At 74.1% G+C, this 18355-nt stretch carries 16 protein-coding genes; 8 read left to right on the top strand and 8 right to left on the bottom strand.

Features of this window, described 5'->3' with window-relative positions; translation table 11 throughout:
• The first annotated feature begins 115 nt into the window (after positions 1–115).
• The 3 genes from ACTMTJ_RS03190 to ACTMTJ_RS03180 all read left to right on the top strand — a co-directional run bounded on the left by ACTMTJ_RS03190 (position 116) and on the right by ACTMTJ_RS03180 (position 4372).
• Positions 116–2452, top strand: a complete 2337-nt coding sequence (locus ACTMTJ_RS03190; protein WP_441214514.1) for a tetratricopeptide repeat protein — start codon at positions 116–118, stop codon at positions 2450–2452.
• A gap of 193 nt (positions 2453–2645) precedes the next feature.
• Entirely contained in the window at positions 2646–3788 is a 1143-nt protein-coding gene (locus ACTMTJ_RS03185) for a S1 family peptidase (protein ID WP_441214513.1), read from the top strand.
• 26 nt (positions 3789–3814) lie between these two features.
• Positions 3815–4372 (top strand): hypothetical protein, encoded by a 558-nt coding sequence (locus tag ACTMTJ_RS03180; RefSeq protein WP_441214512.1) that lies wholly within the window; start codon positions 3815–3817, stop codon positions 4370–4372.
• 245 nt (positions 4373–4617) lie between these two features.
• Here the strand turns inward: ACTMTJ_RS03180 and ACTMTJ_RS03175 are convergent, their stop codons facing one another.
• Genes ACTMTJ_RS03175 through ACTMTJ_RS03160 form a run of 4 tightly spaced genes read right to left on the bottom strand, consistent with a single transcriptional unit; the run spans position 4618 to position 10791 of the window.
• Positions 4618–5169 (bottom strand): DsbA family protein, encoded by a 552-nt coding sequence (locus tag ACTMTJ_RS03175; RefSeq protein WP_441214511.1) that lies wholly within the window; start codon positions 5167–5169, stop codon positions 4618–4620.
• 35 nt (positions 5170–5204) lie between these two features.
• On the bottom strand, positions 5205–6887 hold the full coding sequence (locus ACTMTJ_RS03170; RefSeq protein ID WP_441214510.1) for an MFS transporter: 1683 nt from the start codon (positions 6885–6887) through the stop codon (positions 5205–5207).
• The gene (locus ACTMTJ_RS03165; protein WP_441214509.1) at positions 6884–7570 is read right to left on the bottom strand and encodes an SDR family NAD(P)-dependent oxidoreductase; all 687 of its coding nucleotides are present in this window, start codon (positions 7568–7570) and stop codon (positions 6884–6886) included. Before ACTMTJ_RS03165 ends, ACTMTJ_RS03170 begins: the two co-directional genes overlap by 4 nt.
• A gap of 53 nt (positions 7571–7623) precedes the next feature.
• Positions 7624–10791 carry a LuxR C-terminal-related transcriptional regulator gene (locus ACTMTJ_RS03160; protein WP_441214508.1) on the bottom strand — a complete coding sequence of 1056 codons (3168 nt, stop codon included), beginning with the start codon at positions 10789–10791 and terminating at the stop codon, positions 7624–7626.
• 166 nt (positions 10792–10957) lie between these two features.
• Here ACTMTJ_RS03160 and ACTMTJ_RS03155 point away from each other — a divergent pair, with 166 nt between their 5' ends.
• The 3 genes from ACTMTJ_RS03155 to ACTMTJ_RS03145 are packed head-to-tail and all read left to right on the top strand — an operon-like array spanning position 10958 to position 12989.
• Complete coding sequence (locus ACTMTJ_RS03155) at positions 10958–11821, top strand: MEDS domain-containing protein (RefSeq protein ID WP_441214507.1); 864 nt, start codon at positions 10958–10960, stop codon at positions 11819–11821.
• Positions 11808–12275 carry an ATP-binding protein gene (locus tag ACTMTJ_RS03150; RefSeq protein ID WP_441214506.1) on the top strand — a complete coding sequence of 156 codons (468 nt, stop codon included), beginning with the start codon at positions 11808–11810 and terminating at the stop codon, positions 12273–12275. Before ACTMTJ_RS03155 ends, ACTMTJ_RS03150 begins: the two co-directional genes overlap by 14 nt.
• A 45-nt stretch (positions 12276–12320) precedes the next feature.
• Positions 12321–12989: a class I SAM-dependent methyltransferase gene (locus tag ACTMTJ_RS03145; protein WP_441214505.1), complete on the top strand. Its 669-nt coding sequence runs from the start codon at positions 12321–12323 to the stop codon at positions 12987–12989.
• Here ACTMTJ_RS03145 and ACTMTJ_RS03140 read toward each other — a convergent pair.
• Both ACTMTJ_RS03140 and ACTMTJ_RS03135 read right to left on the bottom strand, forming a co-directional pair.
• Positions 12976–13296 (bottom strand): antibiotic biosynthesis monooxygenase family protein, encoded by a 321-nt coding sequence (locus ACTMTJ_RS03140; RefSeq protein WP_441214504.1) that lies wholly within the window; start codon positions 13294–13296, stop codon positions 12976–12978. The genes ACTMTJ_RS03145 and ACTMTJ_RS03140 overlap by 14 nt on opposite strands.
• A gap of 373 nt (positions 13297–13669) precedes the next feature.
• On the bottom strand, positions 13670–14332 hold the full coding sequence (locus ACTMTJ_RS03135) for a hypothetical protein (RefSeq protein ID WP_441214503.1): 663 nt from the start codon (positions 14330–14332) through the stop codon (positions 13670–13672).
• 180 nt (positions 14333–14512) lie between these two features.
• Here ACTMTJ_RS03135 and ACTMTJ_RS03130 point away from each other — a divergent pair, with 180 nt between their 5' ends.
• Positions 14513–15424, top strand: coding sequence for a TAXI family TRAP transporter solute-binding subunit (locus tag ACTMTJ_RS03130; protein ID WP_441214502.1), 912 nt, complete (start codon positions 14513–14515; stop codon positions 15422–15424).
• Here the strand turns inward: ACTMTJ_RS03130 and ACTMTJ_RS03125 are convergent.
• On the bottom strand, positions 15414–16841 hold the full coding sequence (locus ACTMTJ_RS03125) for an ATP-binding protein (protein WP_441214501.1): 1428 nt from the start codon (positions 16839–16841) through the stop codon (positions 15414–15416). The genes ACTMTJ_RS03130 and ACTMTJ_RS03125 overlap by 11 nt on opposite strands.
• A 24-nt stretch (positions 16842–16865) precedes the next feature.
• Entirely contained in the window at positions 16866–17522 is a 657-nt protein-coding gene (locus ACTMTJ_RS03120; RefSeq protein WP_441214500.1) for a response regulator transcription factor, read from the bottom strand.
• A gap of 244 nt (positions 17523–17766) precedes the next feature.
• On the opposite strand from ACTMTJ_RS03120, the gene ACTMTJ_RS03115 reads away from it, so the two are divergent.
• A partial coding sequence (locus tag ACTMTJ_RS03115) for an RICIN domain-containing protein (protein ID WP_441214499.1) occupies positions 17767–18355 on the top strand: 589 nt, incomplete at its 3' end.

Raw genomic sequence — 18355 nt, 5'->3', positions numbered from 1 at the left:
CGCGCCGGGTGCGCCGGCGGACGGGGCGGTCAAATGTGTCCATCATGGACAGCGGCGTCCTATGCGCGGACTTCTATCATTTGTTGCGGACGGATGCTCGTACAGATAGGCAATCATGAGTGCTGCTCACGGTGGGATCGCCACCCTGGAAGACCTGGCCCGGGCGTTACGCCAGCTTCGCCGGCGGGAGGCCCGCCGCCAGGGGCAGCCCGAGCTCACCTACCGCGAGCTGGCCGCGAAGACCGGCTGGTCGGTGAGCATCATCGGGGCCTACTTCACCGGGAAGATCCTGCCGCCGACCGACCGCTTCGACATCCTGACCGCGCTGCTCGGTGCCAACGCCGTCGAGCAGGGTGCCCTGGCCACGGCCCGGGACCGGGTCGCGGAGCGGCGGCAGGTCAAGGCACCGCCCGCGCCGGCCGTGACCGCCACACCGCCGCCGGCCCCGGTCAACCTGCTGCCCGCGGAGGTGTACGGGTTCGCCGGCCGGGTCGCCCAGCTCGGCGAGCTGGACGCGCTGCTGCCCGAGAGCGGGCGGGCGGCGCGGCTGGCCACCGTCTCCGGTTCGGCCGGCGTGGGCAAGACCGCGCTGGTGGTGCACTGGGCGCACCGGGTGGCGCACGAGTTCCCCGGCGGGCAGCTCTACGTGGACCTGCGCGGGTTCGATCCGGTGGCGTCCCCGATGAGGCCCGCCGACGCGGTGCGCGGCTTCCTCAACGCGATGGACGTGCCGGCCCACCAGGTCCCGGCCGACCCCGACGAGCAGGCGGCGCTGTACCGTGCCCTGCTCGCGCAGCGGCGGATGCTCGTCGTGCTCGACAACGCGCGGGACGCGGCGCAGGTGCGGCCGCTGCTGCCGGGCGCGTCGTGCGCCGCGGTGGTGACCAGCCGCACCCAGCTCGCGGCGCTGGTCGCCACCGCCGGCGCGTACCCGGTCGCGGTCGGCGTGCTGACCCCGGTCGAGGCGTGGGACCTGCTGGGGCGGCGGCTGGGCACCGAGCGGCTGACGGCCGAGCCGGGCGCCACCGAGAAGATCATCGAGCGGTGTGCCGGGCTGCCGCTGGCGCTGGCGATCACCGCCGCCCACGCGGTCACCGACCGGCGCCTCACGCTCGCCGCCCTCGCCGACGACCTGGCCGAGGCGGACCGGCGCCTGGACACGCTCAACGCGGGCGACGACGCGGCCGACGTGCGCGCCGTCTTCTCCTGGTCGTACCGCGCGCTGCGGCCCGCGACGGCGCGGATGTTCCGGCTGCTCGGCCTGCACCCCGGACAGGAGATCGGCGTACCGGCCGCGGCCAGCCTCGCCGGCGAGCCACCCGACGACGCGCGGCGGCGGCTGGCGGAGCTGGCCCACGCGCACCTGGTCGTGGAGCACGCGCCCGGTCGGTACCGGCTGCACGACCTGCTGCGCGCGTACGCGATGGAGCAGAGCCGCACCCTCGACGGCGAGGAGCCGCGGCGCGCCGCCGTGCGCCGGCTGCTGGACTTCTGCGTCCGCGCGGTGTGGGCGGCCAACGCGCTGATCGACCCCAGCCGCGAGCTGCTCCCGGCGTGGGACCCGGAGCCGGGCGCCGCCACGCAGGAGCTTCCCGACGCGCGGGCGGCCGTGTCCTGGCTGACGGCGGAGTACCCGGCGCTGCGGGACGCCGTGGCGCTGGCCCTGGACACCGGGCTGGACGAGCTCGCGTGCCAGCTCGCCTGGGTGCTCGGCGCGTTCTGCCGGCTGCGCGTGTACTGGACCGACTGGGCCGCCCTCCAGGAGGCCGCGCTGCCGGCCGCGTACCGGCTGGCCGATCCGCTGTGGCGGGCACGGCTGCACCGGGAGGTGGCGTACGCGTACGCCAGCCTCGACCGCTACGCGGACAGCCAGGCGCACTTCGAGCGGGCGCTGGAGCTCTACGGCGCCCTCGCCGACGACGTCGGCCTGTCCCGCGCGCACCGCGGCATGTGCCTGATGTTCGAACGGCAGGGCCGCTACGCCGACGCGCTGGAGCACGCCCGCCGCAGCCGCGACCTGCTGCTGCGCACCGACGACCAGCCGGGCAAGGCGTACGCGTACAACTCGGTCGGCTGGTACCACGCGCTGGTCGGCGACTACGCGCGGGCGCTGGACAACTGCCGGCAGGCGGTGACCCTGCTCGCCGAGGTGGGCGACCGGCTCGGCGAGGCGACGGCGTGGGACAGCGTCGGGTACGCCCACCACCACCTCGGCGAGCACCGCGAGGCGCTGGCCTGCTACGACCGCGCACTGGAGACGTTCCGCGAGCTGGGTGACCGCTACTACGAGGCGGACACCCTGGTCCACGTCGGCGACACCCGCCTGGCCATGGCCGACCGGCCGGCCGCCCTGGCGGCCTGGCGTGCGGCCGTGGCCATCTTCGAGGACCTCGGCCGCTCCGAGGCCGCCGAGGTCCGGGCGAAGGTCAAGGAGCTGGCCGACGGGGATTGAGGCGTGTCCAGCGACGTCCAGCGGATTCCGACCGTGTCCGACGTCCGGCCCATCGGCCTCGTTCGATTGCGACGATGGCCGCTCGGTCCGGCCATCAGGCTCCGGACCCGTTTGCACCAGTCCTCTGGTGAAGGGAACGGGAATGTCAGAACGTGCAAGACACCCGCGCGCGAGAAGGCCAAGCCGGCGAACCGTGCTCGCGGCGGCGATCGCCGTCGTGGCACCGGTCGCCTTCGTCCCGACCGCCGCGACTGCGAAGCCGGGCGACCAGCCGGCACCGACGAGCGGCACGGCCGTCACCACAGACCGGGCGGCCGGCGGCGCGGACGTCGCCGGCGCGATCGCCCGGCAGCGCGGCATCAGCCGGGACGCCGCGGAGAAGCTGCTGCGTGCCGAGAACGCCAGCGTCGACCTCGCCAACCGGCTGACCACCGCGCTGGGCGCGAAGAGCGGCGGCGCGTACCTGGCCGGCGGCACCGTCGTCGTCACGGTCACCGACGCCGCGGCCGCCGCGAAGGTGACCGCAGCCGGCGCGAAGGCGCGGATCGTCACGCGCGGCCAGCGTCAGCTCGAGGCGATCCAGCGGACGCTGGAAGCCGCGCCGAGCGAGCCGAACACGTCCTGGGGTATCGACCCGCAGGCCAACCAGGTCGTGGTGGGCCTGCCCGCGGCGGGGGCGAAGAACGCCGCGCAGCGGACGGCCGCGCGGCGCTTCGGCTCGGCCGTGCGCTTCGAGACCGAGGACGGCGCGATCCAGCCCAACGTCGGCATCTCCAGCGGGGACCCGCTGGGCAGCTGCTCGGCCGGCTTCACCGCCACCGACGGCAGCTTCAACTACATCATCACCGCCGGGCACTGCACGCAGGGCTTCCCACATTGGACGCTGCCCGACGGGTCCGACGTCGGGCCGACGCTGGAGAGCCACTACCCGGAGAACGACTTCGGGCTGATCTGGATGAACGGCCCGTCGGTCTGGCCGACCGGCGTGTTCAACCTCTGGCCGGGCAGCCAAGGCATCCACGGCTGGGCCACGGCGGTGAGCGGGCTCTCGGTCTGCAACTCCGGCCGGACGACCGGGCTGCGGTGCGGTCGCGTCCTCAAGACCAACGTGACGGTCAACGGCGCCGGCGGCACCGTGCGCCAGATGATCGAGACCAACATCTGCACGCTCGGCGGCGACAGCGGCGGGCCGCTGTTCGCCAGCCACATCGGGTACGGGCTGAACTCGCACGCCAACCGGAACGGCAGCGTGTGCAACTCCAGCCCCAAGACCTGGCACCAGCCGGTGTCCGAGCCCATCAACACGTACCAGGTAGTCATCTACGGCGCGCCGTGACGGCCACGAACGAGAAGGAGACCGGCATGAGATCCACCTACGCGAAGTTCGTCCGCCTCGCCGTCGCGGCCGTGGCGACCACGGCGGTGACGCTCGGCGTGGCCGCGAGCCCGGCGTACGCCGACCTCTTCCAGCACACCGACGGGTTCGAGGGTGACCCGGCGGCGGTGTGGGAGTTCCACCGTTCCGGTGCCGGGAGCGGCGCCTTCGAGATCGGCGCGGGGACGGCGCACAACGGCCAGAACAACGCGATCCTCACCACCTCGGCGGGCGGCTGGTCCGGCGTCGGCAAGCTGCTCACCGTACGGCCCCGCACCGCCGGGCACTCCACCACGTGCGGCGGCGGCTTCTTCGTCCGGCCGCTGGGCGGGCCGGCGGTGCTCAACGTCGAGGTGATCGACCCGGTGAGCTGGACGTACCTCGCGCTGCGCACGGTCCGGGTCACGGACACCGCCTGGCGCCGGCACGACGTGGCGACCTACCGGGACGGTCCGACCCAGGTGTTCATGCGGATCTCCCTGCTCGGTGGCAGCGGTCCGGTGCGGGTCGACGACATGGCCTTCCAGTGCACGTTCTTCCGCTAGGCCGAACCTGGAACTAGGCCCAACCTGGGACCAGGCCGGAACGACTGGACGGGGGCGGGGCTGGCGGCGACCGCCGGCCCCGTGTCGGCCCTAGACGATCTGTATGGAAATTTGAGCTACCGCGATGTCCGCGGTGGTCCGGACCGCTGCTCCCGCGGCCTCACCCTCCGCGCTTCACGACCCCACTCGGCTCTCTTGCCCGGCGCCGCAAGCGGCGAAGATTCACGAAGGTGTGGATAGATCGGCTAGGTGTCGATCGCGTCGTCGACCGCGGACAGCAGGGCTTCGAGCGAGTGCGGGGCGTCGTGGCGGATGCCGTTGACGAAGAAGGTGGGCGTGCCGGCCACGCCGCTGCGTACGCCGCTGCCGAAGTCGCGGCGGATGCGGGCCAGGTAGTGGTGGCCGCCCATGGCCCGGCCGACCCGCTCGATGTCCAGGCCCAGACGGTCGACGGCGAGCGCCAGCTGGAGCGGCTTGAGCTGGTCCTGGTGGGCGAAGAGCCAGTCGTGCATCTGCCAGAAGCGGCCGCGGGCGGCGGCGGCCTCGGCGGCCTCGGCGGCGATCTCCGAGTACGGGTGCACGTCCGTCAGCGGGAAGTGCCGGTAGACGTAGGCCACCTTGGTGGGGCGCTGGCGCAGGACCTCCCGGACCACCGTGTGCGCGACGGCCGAGCCGGGGCACTGGTAGTCCCCGTACTCGACGAGGGTGACCGGGGCGTACGAGCTGCCGAGGAGATGGTCCTCCTCGGTGACCGGCCCGCGGAGCCGGCTCATCGTCAAGCGGAAAGGATCATTCATGTCGGCATGATCGCCAGTGGCCGGGTGACGCCGCGTCACGCCCGCCGGGTGACCGTATCGGCGCTCACCCCGGGGCCGCCGGCGTCGGTCGGCGTCGCGCCCACGTCGACGGCGCCGGCTCCCGGGTCGCCCGCCCTCGTGTCGGCGGGCAGCAGGTGCTGCGCGTCCGGGCCCTCGTCGGCGATCTCCTTGGCGCGGTCCTCGGACTCCTTGTCGGCGCTGGTGAAGCGGTTGTCGTGCTGGCGCACGTGCTCGTCCCAGGTGGCGAGCTGGTACACCTCGACGAACCGCTGCGGCTCCTCGCCCACCCGGAACAGGCCCCATCTCAGCGCGCCGGTACGCAGCCGGGTGCCGCGCACCAGGCGCATCGCCTCCATGAACTCCTTCTCCCGCTCCGGCCGCACGTGGTACGCGGAGGTGACCAGCACCGGACCGGCCTGCGGGTCGGGATGGACGGCCAGCGACACCTCGGGCCAGATGACGGCCGGTTCGCGGTCGACCTCGCGCAGGTCGGGCAGCGGCCACATGGTCAGCGCCACCGCGTCGAAGAACATCAGCGCCGCCGCGAGCAGGAACGTCACCTCCAGCCCCACCACCTGCGCGATGCCGCCCCAGGCCAGCGCGCCGATCGCCTGCCCGCCGGCGAACACCACCTGGTACACGGCGAGCCCGCGGGCGCGTACCCAGTTGGGCAGGAAGAGCTGGATCTCGGCGTTCAGGTTGGCCAGGACGATCACCCACGCCGCGCCGGCCGGGGTGAGGGCGACCGCGACGGCGGCCAGGTCGTTGAGGGCGGCCACGTCGAGCAGCACGAGTCCGAAGAGGATGCCGGCGATGCCCAGCAGCTTGCTCGCCGACATCCGCGCGCGGAGCCGGGGCAGCGCGACGCCGCCCGCGATCGCGCCGACGCCGAGCGCGGCGAGCAGCACGCCGTACCCGTGCGGACCGGTGCCGATCCGCTCGCTGGCCACCAGCGGCAGCAAGGCCCACAGCGCGCTGCCGGGCAGGATGAACAGCACGATCCGCATCAGCAGGCGGCGGAGCGTGGGGGAGTAGCGCACGTAGCGGCCGCCGGCCTTCAGCGCGGCGGTGAAGCGTTCCGGCGACTCGGTCGGCCGCGCGCTCTCCGGCCGCCAGTGCAGCAGCGTGGCGGCGAAGAGCACGAACGTCGCCGCGTTGATGCCGAAGACCACCGACACCCCGGCCTCGGCGACGAGCACGCCGGCGACGGCGGGGCCGATCGCGCGGGCCACGTTCACGCTGATAGCGCCGAGCGCCGACGCGGACCGGATCTGTTCGCGGGGCACCAGCTGGGGGATCACCGCCGCCCACGCCGGCAGCGTCAGCGCCTGGCCGGTACCCAGGGCGAACGTCAGCGTGAGCAGCAGCGGCGGCCGCATGTGGCCGACGGCGGTGAGCACCGTCATCAGCACGCCGACCGCGGCCAGGAAGCCCTGCACGGCGATCAGCAGGTGCCGCCGGTCGAACGCGTCCGCGAGCACGCCGGCGGGCAGCGCGAAGAGCAGGATCGGCAGCATGCTGGCCGTCTGCACGGCCGCGACGAGCGTCTCCGCGTGCGAGTGGGTGACCAGCAGCCACTGGGCACCCACCGTCTGCATCCAGGTGCCGATGTTGGCGGCGAGCAACGCCAGCCACAGGTTGCGGTACGCCGCGATGCGCAGCGGCGCCCACGCCTGTGCCTGGCCCTCGGCGCTCACCACCTGCCGTCGGCCTGGAGCACCCTCAGGTCGGAGACGTACGGGTCCTCCGGCGCGAGCAGGAGCAGCCGCACGATCTCCCGCGCCACCGCGGCCGGCGGGGTGTAGACCGTGTCGAGGAACGAGTCGCCCACGCGTTCCTGTAGGCGGGTGGGCATCGGGCCCGGGTGCACCTGCATCAGCTTCACCCGGTTGCTGCCGGTGGCCTGGGCGAGCGACTCCACCAGGCTCTTGCCGTAGCTCTTGGTGGCCCGGTACACGGGGATGCCGGGGCGGGCCGCGTCGACCGCGATCGCGCCGACGTACACCACGTTGCCGTGCCCCTGGGCCCGCATGTGGCGCAGCGCCTCGCGGAGCACGTAGGTGGGGCCCAGCACGTTGACCTCCACCGCGCGGCGGATCGTCTCGGGCGCCAGGTCGTTCAGGCCACCGCCGACCCACATCGCGGCGCAGTGCGCCAGGCCGTGCACGGCCCCGCGCATCGCGATCTCGTCGAACGCGCGCTCCACCTGGTCGGCCCGCGACACGTCGCAGGTCATCCCGTCGCAGCCGAGGTCGGCGGCGACATTCTTCACCTCGTCGACCCGGTCGCCCATGACCACGACCCGGTGCTCGGCCGCGAGGAGGCGGGCCACTTCGAGCCCGAGCCCGCTCGTGCCGCCGATCACTACGAACGTCTTCACCGGCCCAGAGTGGGTGCCGTGCGGGTGAGCCCGGATCACGCGGCGCGGGTGACTCAGATCAGCCGCAGCTCCCGGCCTCTGCGCACCGCCTCGCGGCGGCGGGTCGCGGAGAGCTTGCGGTAGATGTTGCGCACGTGCGTCTTGACGGTGTTGACCGACAGCGACAGCTCGCCCGCTATCTCCACAGTGGACAGCATGCTTTGCAGGTAGCGCAGGACGGTCAGCTCCCGTTCGGTGAGCGTCTCGCCCGTCTCCGGTGACGGCGGCGGGTCGGCCGCCGCCGGCGGTGGCATGGCGGCCACCAGGTCGGCGACGAGCGGCCAGTACGCGGTGCCCGCGTCGAGGTGGGCGGCGAGCAGGTCGCGCGCGTCCGTCCCAGCCCGCGTGAAGGCCCGCCGGAACCCATCCGGCCCGGCCCACCCCAGCACCGTCTCCAGGTCGCGCGCGGCCCGGCGGTGGTCGCCGTCGCGGCGGGCGGCGATGGCGGCGAGCAGGCCCGCGTCCACCCGGACCGCGAGCGGCACGTCGACCTCCAGGTCGTCCCACGCCGGCAGCGCGCGCATGGCGGCGGCCGCGTCGCCGGCGCGCAGGTAGGCCCGTGCGAGGGCGACCGCGCCGGATGCCTCTTTCGCCGACGCCCCGAGCAGCGTGCGCGCGCCGGAGGCGTCGCCACGCGCGGTGTGCAGGTCGGCCTCGGCGACGGCCAGCCAGCGTTCGACCAGCGGCGGCAGCTCCCGGTCGGCCCGCGCGGCGGAGAGCGCGCGGTGCGCCCCGGCCAGGTCGCCGCGGGCCTCCAGCAGGCCCGCGCGGGCCACCGCCACCAGCGCCGGGAACGCGGCGCCGGCACGGTCCCCCTCGGGCACACCGCCACCGGTGGGGCCGGGCGGCGCGGCGCGGTCCAGGTGCGCGGCGGTCTCCGCGAGCTGGTCGCGGTGCAGGGCCACGAGCGCGAGCGCCAGGTGCGCGTGGGCGCGGTCCGCCGGAGAGCCTCCCGGGTACGCTCGCGCGGCCTCGGTGGCTTCCCGCAGCTCGCCGCGGATGGCGTGGACGACCGCGAGGCGCCCGGCGCAGGCGGAGGCGGGACGGGTGAGGCCGGCGGTGCGCGCCTCGGCCAGGCCGGCGGCGAGCGCCAACCCGGCCGCCGTCAGGTCGCCGGTCTCCAGCTCGGACACGCCGACCGCGGCGAGCGCGACCGCGCGGGTGGCCGGGTCGGCGGCCCGAAAGGCACGCTCCCCGGCGTTCGCTGGGCCCTCGCCGCCCCGCCCGAACGGCGACAGCTCCGTCGCCAAGAGGGCAGCCCTCTCACCGCCTGGAGGGGTAGCCGGGACCCCTTCTGGGAATTCACGCCCCACAGGGCTGCCCTTTTGGGGGTCGCGCGCGAGCGGGCCGGCGTTGCGCTCGCCGGTGGCGCCCGGGGCGACCGGTCCGGCGTTGCGCTCGCCGGTGGCGCCCGGCGCGAGCGGGCCGGCGTTGCGCCCCAGCGGCGAGCCGTCGACCGGCCCGGCGTTGCGGTCCACCGGCGAGCCAGCCGCGGGCCCGGCGTCGCGGCCCGGCAAACCGCCGGCGCTCTGGCTCAGCGGTGAGCTGCCGGCCGCGCCGGTGGTCCGGCTCGGCGACGGGGCACCGGCCGGGCCGATGCTTCGGCTCAGCGGTGCGGCACCGGTCCCGGCGGTGGCCGGCGTTGTGCCCTGGCCACCGTTGCGTGCGACCACCGCGCCTGTGCCCGCCGGCCGGGCGCCGGTCGCCGCGGCGGCGACCGGCCGGCCCACGGCGGCGGTCGCGGACAGGTCGAGGAGCTGGCGGGCGGCCGGCATGACGGCCGCCTGGTCGCCGTAGAGCTGGGCCTCGGCCAGCCGCAACGCGGCCGCGACCAGCGCGTACCTGGCCCGTTGCCCCTGTGGCATGCGGTCGCGGTGGCGCTGCGCCAGCCGCATGAAGGCGGTCGCCGACGCGCGGTCCTGCGCGTCGAGGAACGCGGCCGCGTACGCCAGCGCCAGCGCCGGGTCCGCACGCAGCGCGCTGGCCGGCGGCGGTGGGATCGGTGGCGCGGGCGGCTGGTCGTTCTCCGCGCCGTACGGGATCAGCTCCGGCCAGTGCAGCACCAGTAGCTCGGTCGCCCGGGTCCAGTCGCGGCCGGCGAGCGCGTGCCGCAGCGCGTCCGGCGGCATGTGCCGGTCGGCGTGCCAGGCGGCGGCCCGCCGGTGCAGGTCGGTGAGCTGGTCCGGCGAGCGGCGGCGCAGCTCGGCGCGGAGCAGCTCGCCGAACATCCGGTGGTAGCGGTACGCGCCCGGCCGGCCCTTGACCGGGACCACGAAGCCGTTCGTGCGCTCCAGCTCGGCCAGCACTTGAGCGGCGTCCTCCCGCCCGGTCAGCGCGTCGGCCAGCTCGCCGCTCACCGGCTCGGCGATCGAGGTGCGCAGCAGCACGTCCCGCGCGTCGGCGGGCTGCCCGGCGAGCACCTCGTCGACCAGGTAACCGGCCACGCTCGGGTGCTCCCCGCCGTACCCGGCGATGAACCTGTCCGGGTCCGGGTGCGCGTAGAGCGAGCGGGCCGCGAAGCGCAACCCCGCCGGCCATCCCTCGGTACGCAGGTGCAGGTCCTCCACCCGCCGCGCGCTCGCCGGCACCCGGTGGCGGGAGAGCAGCTCGGCCGTCTCCTCCCGGGTGAACGCCAGGTCGTGCGCGGAGACCTCGGTGAGCCCGCCCTCGAGGCGCCACCGGTGCAGCCCGAGCGGCGGCTCGGTGCGCGAGGCGGCGACCAGGTGCAGGCGCCGGTCGGCGTGCCGCACCAGGTAGTCGAGGCCGTTCGCCACGGTCTCGTCGCCGGCCAGGTGCAGGTCGTCGACGAGCAGCACGGCCGGCCGTGGCAGCCGTGCGATGGCCGCGGCGAGGCGTTCCACGTCGGCGTCCTCGGGCACGGCGAGGCCGCCGCGGGCCAGCGCCGCGCCCACGTAGGCCCAGAATCTCGGGCCGTCACCCGCCTCGACCGTGTACCAGGCCACTGGCTGGTCCGGGTGGGTCCGCGCCCACGCGCCCAGCAGTACTGTCTTTCCCCACCCCGCCGGAGCGGCCACCAGCGTCACCGGCCCGCGCGCCCCGGCATCGATCAGCCGGGTCAGGCGCGGGCGGGCGAGCGGGACTTCCGGCGGCGGTGGGACCGATAGCTTCGACGCCAGCAGGGGGATGGCGTGCTGCTCGGTCCCGACGTGCCATTCATGCATCCGTCGCACCCCCGTGATGACGCTAGGGGACCGTTTCGCGTACCAGGGCGGGCTTATGGTTTTTGTCCGCCATCCGCGAATCACCCCGTTTGTGCGTTCGGCTCCCTCGGCGGCAACTCTCCGGCCAGCCCGCGGGTCCGGACAAGGTCGTCTAGGGTGAGGCGCGATGGCGGCTGCTGCATCTGTTGATGATCTACGTCCGGGCGACCACGCGTGTCTGACCTATTCGGACGCGGAGGAGCGCCTCGACATCGTCGCCGCGTTCGTCCGCGACGGCCTCGGCGCCGGCCAGCGGGTCATCTGCTTCACCGAACCGTCGACCGAGCCCGACTTCGCCGGCGAGCTGGCCGAACGGGACGTCAAGACCACCAACGGCGGCCAGCTCGCGATCCGGGACAACGACGCCGCGTGGCTGTCCGGCGGGCGGGTCTCGGCCACCAATATGATCGAGATGCTCTCCGGCGAGCTGGCGGCGGCCCACCGCGACGGGTTCGCCGGGCTGCGGGTCACCGCTGACATGTGCTGGGCCACCCGCCCGGTCGCGGCCGTCGACGAGCTGCTGGTCTTCGAGACGCGGGTGGCCGGCCTGTTCGGCGACGGGCGGCTGACCGCCGTCTGCCAGTACGACCGGCAGAGCTTCGACCAGGTGACGCTGGCGTTCGCGGCGAAGGCGCACTCGCGGGCGGTCGCCGCCGCCGTGTACTACGAGGACCCGCTGCTGCGCATCTGCCGGCAGCACGCGCCGCCCGGCATCCGGCTGGCCGGCGAGATCGACTACCGGCGGGTGCCCGAGCTCAACCAGGCCCTCGCCGAGGCGCTGCGGCTCGGCGGCGACATCCACGTCAACCTCACGCAGCTGACCTTCATGGACGCGGCCGCCGCGGCGTCGATCGGTCAGGCGGCGCTCAGCCTCCAGCCGGGCCGCCTGATGGCCGTCGTGTGCCGCCGGGCGGTACACAAGGTGCTGGATCTGGTTGGCGTGACTGATCAGCCCGCGATTCGGGTAAGGCTGGCTGATGGCCGACCGTGACCACGGTCCCTTCCCGACGGACGACGCGGCCCAGGCCGACGGCGCGCCCCTCACCGCCGCCCCGAACGGCGACGTCGCGCTCGACCAGCCCTTCGACACCAACGGCCTCTACTCCCTGCGCGCCGCCGTCGCCGCGCACGCCGCCGACCTCGGCGCCGGCGACGAGGTGGTCGAGGAGCTCGTCATGGTCGCGAACGAGCTGGCCAGCAACGCGATCCGCCACGGCGGCGGCGCCGGCCGCCTGCGCCTCTGGCGCGCCGGCGAGCTGATCCACTGCGAGGTCAGCGACGCCGGACCGGGCCTGGACGAGAGCGAGCTGGACCGCGAGCTGGTGCCGATCACCGCGTACGGCGGGCGCGGCCTGTGGGTGGTGCGGCAGATGTCGCATCAGGTGGACGTCCGCACCGGCCCCAAGGGCGCGACGATCACCGCGGCGCTGCTCGTTCGCTCGTAGCGTTCAGGCCTGCCGGCCGGCCGCGCCCGGCCATACGATCCGGGGATGCCGCTGATCGCCGCGTACGACGCCTACGCCGACTGGTACGAGGACTACGTCTCCGGCAAGGCCGCGCCGTACACGCGGCGCAGCGGCGAGCTGCTCGCCGACCTGCTCGGCGCCGGCGCCGGCGCCTGCCTCGACCTGTGCTGCGGCACCGGCGTGCGCGCGGCCACGATCGGCGCCCTCGGCTGGACCCCGCTCGGCGTCGACCTCTCCCGCGGCCAGCTCCGCCACGCCACCGCCCGCCTCCCGGTCGCCCACGCCGACGCGGCCGCCCTCCCGGTCGCGACCGGGTCACTGCCCGCGGTCGCCTGCGTGCTCGCGCACACCGACCTGCCCGACTACCCCGCGGTGGTACGCGAGGTGGCGCGGGTGTTGCGGCCCGGCGGGCGGTTCGTCCACGTGGGAGTGCACCCGTGCTTCGTGGGCGCGTTCGCCGACTGGAGCGACCGCCCGCGCGTCTTCGTCGACGAGCGCTACGCCGACCGCTCCTACACGACCGAGGCCTGGGACCCGTCGGGCGTGCGCGCCCGGGTCGGCGCCTGGCACGTCCCGCTGGCCGACCTCCTCAACGCGGTGACGGCCGCGGGGTTGCGCTTCGTCCGCGCGGCCGAGAGCGGGCCCGGGGGAGTGGCCGACGTGCTCGGCCTGCTCGCGGTCAAGCCCGGGTAGCGCGGGCGTCCACCAGGACGTCGCGGTGGGTGACGGTCTCGTCGATGTCCAGCAGGACGGCGCGGGCCTCGGGCTCGACGACCGCGCGGGTGATGTCGTCACCGGCGAAGGCCTGGATCGAGGCGAGCGACTCCCACAAGGTGTGTGCGGTCAGCTCGACCGTCGCGCCGTCCGTGCGGGAGAGCAGGTACGCGCCGGCGAAACCGGCCAGGGCGCGTAGCTCGGGGAGCAGCGTGCCCTCGAAGTAGGCGTGGTAGTCCGCGGCGCCGGCCGGGGTGGCACGGGCGGACCAGGTGCGCACGATCATGGTTGGAGTCTGGCCGAGCCGGCCGCGCAAGCCAAGGTCGGGGCCGCGGTCCGGCCCGGGACCCGGCCCCGGCTATGCGCTGCGCCGCGCCGCCCGTCCATTGTGGAATCGTATATGGCGCCGCCCGGCGAACAGATCGTGGACGTTTACTGCCCCTCCAGGGTCAGTTGTGTACCACGATCGCCAGCGTCACCCGCCTTCGTTACCTCGATCAAGGGAAACCTGTCGCGAGGAGGGTTTGTGCCGCGGAGCCGGCAGTGGACGGCCGGGGGTTTCGGCGAGCGCTGCGAGCCGCCGGCCGGGAGCGGTGCCCGCGGGAGCATACGGTCTACAGCTGACGCGGACGTGGGCAAATCTGTTCGGAGAGAAAGCGTCAGAGGAGGGCCGGGACGCGCGGGGTGTGCAGCGTGCGCAGGACGCGGGTGCGTTCGTCCATATTGGATACTGTGACGAGCAGGCAGCCGGGGCGGGTCATGACGCCGGCGGTCACGCCGAGCAGGCGGGCGGCGCGGACCAGCACGGCGGCCATCTCCTGGTCGCCGAGGCGGACGCCGAGCGAGTCGGTCCGCAGGCGACGGCCGCCGGCCAGCAGGGCGGCGCGCCACGCGGCGCGGGCGAGGGTGGCGCGCTGGGCGTTGCGGGGGGAGGAGGAGCCGATCGGGTCGGTGCCCAGCAGCGTGCGGCGGCCCTGGCGCCAGGCGGTGGCCAGCAGGCGGATGGCGTCGTCGCGCTGGTCGGGGCGGACGGCCACGCGGTGCACCTGGTAGCGGCGCCGGCCGCCGCCGATCGTGACCTCGAGGGTGGCGGGGAAGCCGAGGTCGCCGAGGAGCGTGGCCAGGCGGGCGGCCGCCTCCCCGCCGTCGAACTCGGCCAGTGCGGGCAACCCCAGCGGCGCCATCGCCGGTGTGCCGCGCCACTCGGGGCGGCGGCGGCCGGATGTGCGGCTGGTCTCGGTGCACTGGATGAGGCTGGTGGCCTCGAAGGCGGTGGAGAGCACGTGGGCGGGGAGGACGGCGCGGGCCGGTTCGTCGGTCATCGTGGTCCCCTTCTTCCGCTTGCCGCAATCACCGTGGCTGATCCGCCCGTTCGGCCGGTACACCGGCGGGGAGGACTTGAGGGAAACTTGCGCGGACCGGGCCGAGCGCACAAGGCCGCACTGTCGAGAGGGACGGGACACGGGGTGACCTCCCAGACGACACCGCTCCGGCGTCGCCGCGTGGCGCGCCGCGCTCTGTTGTCTGGCCTGCCGGCCGCCGTGCTCGCCGGCTGCGTGGGAGGCTCTCCGGAGCGGCGTCACGTCCGCATCGCGACCGGCAGCCGCACGGCGGTGTACTACGCGGTGGGCACCGCGTACGCGGGCGTCATCGCGCAGGAGCTGCCCTCCACCGACGCGACCGCGTTGGTCACCGCGGCGTCGGCGGAAAACGTCCAGCTCATCATCAACGGCAAGGCGGAGATCGGCTTCACGCAGGCCGACATCCTCGTCGCCGGCGCCACGCCCGACCCGCGGATCGCCGCGCTCGCCCGGGTGTACGACGACCTGCTCCACCTTGTGGTGCGCGCGGACAGTGCCATCCACGCGCTCCGCGACCTGCGCGGCAAGCGGGTGTCGGTGGGCGCGGCCGGCTCCGGCACCGAGGTGACCGTGGGGCGGCTGCTCGCGGTCGCCGGGCTGAGCGCGCCCGGCGTGCTGCGGCAGGAGAAGCTCAACCTCGACAACTCGCTGACCGCCCTGACCGCCGGCGACATCGACGCGTTCTTCTTCTCCGGCGGGCTGCCGGTCGCCGGCATCAAGCAGCTCAACGGCAAGCGGATCATCGACCTCGCCAAGGCGGTCGCGCTGATGCGCGAGAGGTACAGCGACGTGTACGTGGTGCGCGACGTGCCCGCCTCGGCGTACCACCTCAAGTCGGTCGCCACGATCGCGGTGCCCAACTTTCTCGTCGTGCCCAGCAAGATGGCCGACGACCTCGCGTTCGACCTGGCGCGGATGCTGCTGGAGCGGCGCGACGTGCTCGCCGCCGCGCACCCCGCCGCGGAAAACCTCGACGTCCGCTCGGCGGTCGCCACGCTCCCGGTGCCGCTGCATCCGGGCGCCGCGGAGTACTTCAAGTCGGTCAAACCGTAAGGCTCGCCGCGTCCGGCGCCGGCGTGGGTGCGGGAGCGGGCGCCGGCCCGGCCGGAAACCACATCCGCGCCTCCAGCCCGCTCGGCTCGGCCGGCCCGAGCGTGAACCGCCCGCCCGACGCCTCCACGAGCACCATCACGATCGGCAGGCCGAGGCCGGCGCCTTCCACGTTTTGCGCGTCGGGCGCGCGCCAGAAGCGTTCGGTGGCGAGGCGGCACTGCTCCTCGGTCATGCCGCTGCCGTTGTCGCGCACGGTCACCTGGACGCCGCCGTCGTGCGCGGCGACCTCGATCTCGACCCGCCCGCCCCTCGGCGTGAACTTCAGCGCGTTGTCGATCAACGCGTCGAGCGACTGGTCGAGCGCGGTGGCCACGTGGCGGGCGTACAACGGCTGGTCCGGGACGAGGGTGACCAGGTCGATGCCGCGACGTTCGATCATCGGGCGCCAGGCCAGCCACCGGTTGCGGGCGACCTCGACCGCGTCGACGACCACGACCTGCCGCTGCCCGCGCTCGGCGCGGGCCAGCGCGAGGAGGCCGTCGAGCACGTCGGCGAGGCGGTCGGTCTCGGCCAGCGCGATCTCGTGGTCGGCGCGGGCGTAGTCGTCGTCGACGAGCTTGGTGCCCAGGTCTTCCACGCGCAGGCGCAGCACGGTGAGCGGGTTGCGCAGCTGGTGGCTGGCGTGCGCGACGAACGAGCGCTGCCTTTCCAGGGCCTCGGCGACCGCGTCGGCCATCTCGTTGAAGCTGGCGGACATCCGCCGCAACTCGGGCGGGCCGTGCTCGGGCTGCACCCGCGCACCGCTGTCGCCGGCCGCGATCTCGTGCGCGACGGCGTCGAGGCGGGTGACCGGCCGCAGCACCCAGCCGGCCATGCGCAGCGCGGTGACCACGCAGGCGACGACCGCGAGCAGGCCCAACAGGCCCAGCTCCAGCCACGACGAGATCACCACGCGCCGGTTGCGGCTGGTCGGTGAGATCGTGACGACGGTGCCGAGCACGGCGCCGCCGTCGTTGACCGGCACGGCCACGATCAGCGGCTGCGCCTGCCACGGCCACAGCGTCGTCGGCGAGCCCATCTGGCGGCCGGCGAGCGCGCCCCGGATCGCCGGGTCCATCCGCTCCGCTCCGGGCAGCGGCCCACCGAAGACGCTCTTCACCTGCGCGTCCTGGTCGAGCAGGACGGAACCGATGCCGTACAGGTCGTAGTAGCGGCGCAGCTCGGCCTTGACGGTGTCGAACTCGTTGCCGCGCAGGGCGGGCGCGGCCAGCGCGGCGAAGCGGGTGGCGTCGGCGAGGCGGTCGGCCAGCACACGCTGCGTCTCCCGGTTGGTGAGCGACACCGCGAGCGGCACCTCGAGGGCGAGCAGGACCATGCAGAGGAGCAGTACGTAGGTGCTGACCAGTCGCCGGCGCACTTTCCTCCCTTTTCGTCGGTCCTTCTAGTCGGTGCGCAGACGGTAGCCGACGCCACGGACGGTCTGCACGAGGTTGGGCTCGTCGAGCTTGGCCCGCAGCGACGCCACGTGCACCTCCAGCGTGTGGCGGCCGGACCAGGTGGTCTGCCAGACGTCGAGCAGGATCCGCTCGCGGGTGACCGCCACGCCGGGCTGGCGCGCCAGCGAGGCGAGGATGTCGAACTCCTTGCGGGTCAGGCTGACCGCCCGGTCACGCAGCAGCACGGTGCGGGCCGCGTGGTCGATCCGCAGCGGGCCGACCTCGACCACCTCGCGCGGCGGGACGTGGCGGGCCGCGCGGCGCAGTAGCGCCTCGATCCGGGCCTGGAGCTCGGCCATCGAGAACGGCTTGACCACGTAGTCGTCGGCGCCCACCCGCAGCCCGGTGACCCGGTCGCGCTCCTCGGCCCGCGCGGTCACCGCGATGATGCCGAGGTGCTCGCTGCGCGCGCGCAGCGTGCGGCACACGTCGACGCCGTCGCCGTCGGGCAGGTTGAGGTCGAGCAGCACCAGGTCGCACGGCGCCGCGGCCAGCGCGGCGGTGGCGGTCGCGGCGTGCTCCACCTCGTATCCGCGCCGCTGGAGCATCGACGTCATCACCGCCGTGACCCGGCGGTCGTCCTCCACGAGCAGTATCCGCATCGGCTTCCGCCCATCGCCCGTCATGCGCCATCCGATCCGGCCGGAATGTAGCTCATGGATGTTTCGGAGCGGTGCGTACCGACCTGCGTCTCGAGCGCCACGCTAGCCGACCTCTACGTCCCGGTCTCGGGCCGTCCGGTAACGGGAAGGTAACGCCGGGCCACTATCGCGGGTGGCGCCGCATCGGATACAGTGCAGCCGACTAGCCGGGCAATCCACCATCCTGGATGGGATGTGATGTCGAGTGCCCCGCTTGCCTGTCATCTTCCTCGCGGTCCTGGTCACCGGGATCGTCGTGCCGGCCGCCCCCGCGTCCGCCGAGGTCACGTTCACCACCACGATCGTCAACCACAGCGCGGCCACCTGCGCCGAGGTGCCCGGCGGCGCCTCGACCAGCGCGCTCCAGCTCGCGCAGGCCGCGTGCGGCGCCGGCGCGCGGCAGACGTTCACGTTCACACCGGTGGCCGGCGTGGCCGCGACGTACAACATCCACACGCTCACGTCCGGCAGCTGCGTCGACGTCTTCGGCGCCTCCACGGCGGACAACGCCACGATCATCCAGTACGCCTGCCACAGCAACAACAACCAGCGGTTCAGGCTGACGCAGACGTCCGGCGCCTTCCAGGTGATCGCGGTGCACTCCAACAAGTGTGTCGCGCCGGCGTCGGACAACCGGCTCGTCCAGCTGCCGTGCGACACGACCGCCGCGCGCCTGTGGCGGCTGGCCGGGTACACCGACGGGGGTACGGGCGGGCGCACGTTCACCAACCCGATCAAGATGCGTGGTCCGGATCCGTGGATGCAGTATTACAACGGTTATTACTATTTGGCGA

The sequence above is a fragment of the Phytohabitans sp. LJ34 genome, assembly GCF_052068095.1.
Lineage (GTDB): Bacteria > Actinomycetota > Actinomycetes > Mycobacteriales > Micromonosporaceae > Phytohabitans.
The sequence above is the reverse complement of the archived record's forward strand: the minus strand, read 5'-3'. Positions and strand labels throughout refer to the sequence as shown.

What these genes read in the sequence shown, in the direction of transcription:
- ACTMTJ_RS03120 (WP_441214500.1), bottom strand. Translation starts at nt 17,522, where the DNA reads ATGCGGATACTGCTCGTGGAGGACGACCGCCGGGTCACGGCGGTGATG.
- ACTMTJ_RS03180 (WP_441214512.1), top strand. Translation starts at nt 3,815, where the DNA reads ATGAGATCCACCTACGCGAAGTTCGTCCGCCTCGCCGTCGCGGCCGTG.
- ACTMTJ_RS03175 (WP_441214511.1), bottom strand. Translation starts at nt 5,169, where the DNA reads ATGAATGATCCTTTCCGCTTGACGATGAGCCGGCTCCGCGGGCCGGTC.
- ACTMTJ_RS03135 (WP_441214503.1), bottom strand. Translation starts at nt 14,332, where the DNA reads ATGACCGACGAACCGGCCCGCGCCGTCCTCCCCGCCCACGTGCTCTCC.
- ACTMTJ_RS03150 (WP_441214506.1), top strand. Translation starts at nt 11,808, where the DNA reads ATGGCCGACCGTGACCACGGTCCCTTCCCGACGGACGACGCGGCCCAG.
- ACTMTJ_RS03190 (WP_441214514.1), top strand. Translation starts at nt 116, where the DNA reads ATGAGTGCTGCTCACGGTGGGATCGCCACCCTGGAAGACCTGGCCCGG.
- ACTMTJ_RS03140 (WP_441214504.1), bottom strand. Translation starts at nt 13,296, where the DNA reads ATGATCGTGCGCACCTGGTCCGCCCGTGCCACCCCGGCCGGCGCCGCG.
- ACTMTJ_RS03160 (WP_441214508.1), bottom strand. Translation starts at nt 10,791, where the DNA reads ATGCATGAATGGCACGTCGGGACCGAGCAGCACGCCATCCCCCTGCTG.
- ACTMTJ_RS03145 (WP_441214505.1), top strand. Translation starts at nt 12,321, where the DNA reads ATGCCGCTGATCGCCGCGTACGACGCCTACGCCGACTGGTACGAGGAC.
- ACTMTJ_RS03155 (WP_441214507.1), top strand. Translation starts at nt 10,958, where the DNA reads ATGGCGGCTGCTGCATCTGTTGATGATCTACGTCCGGGCGACCACGCG.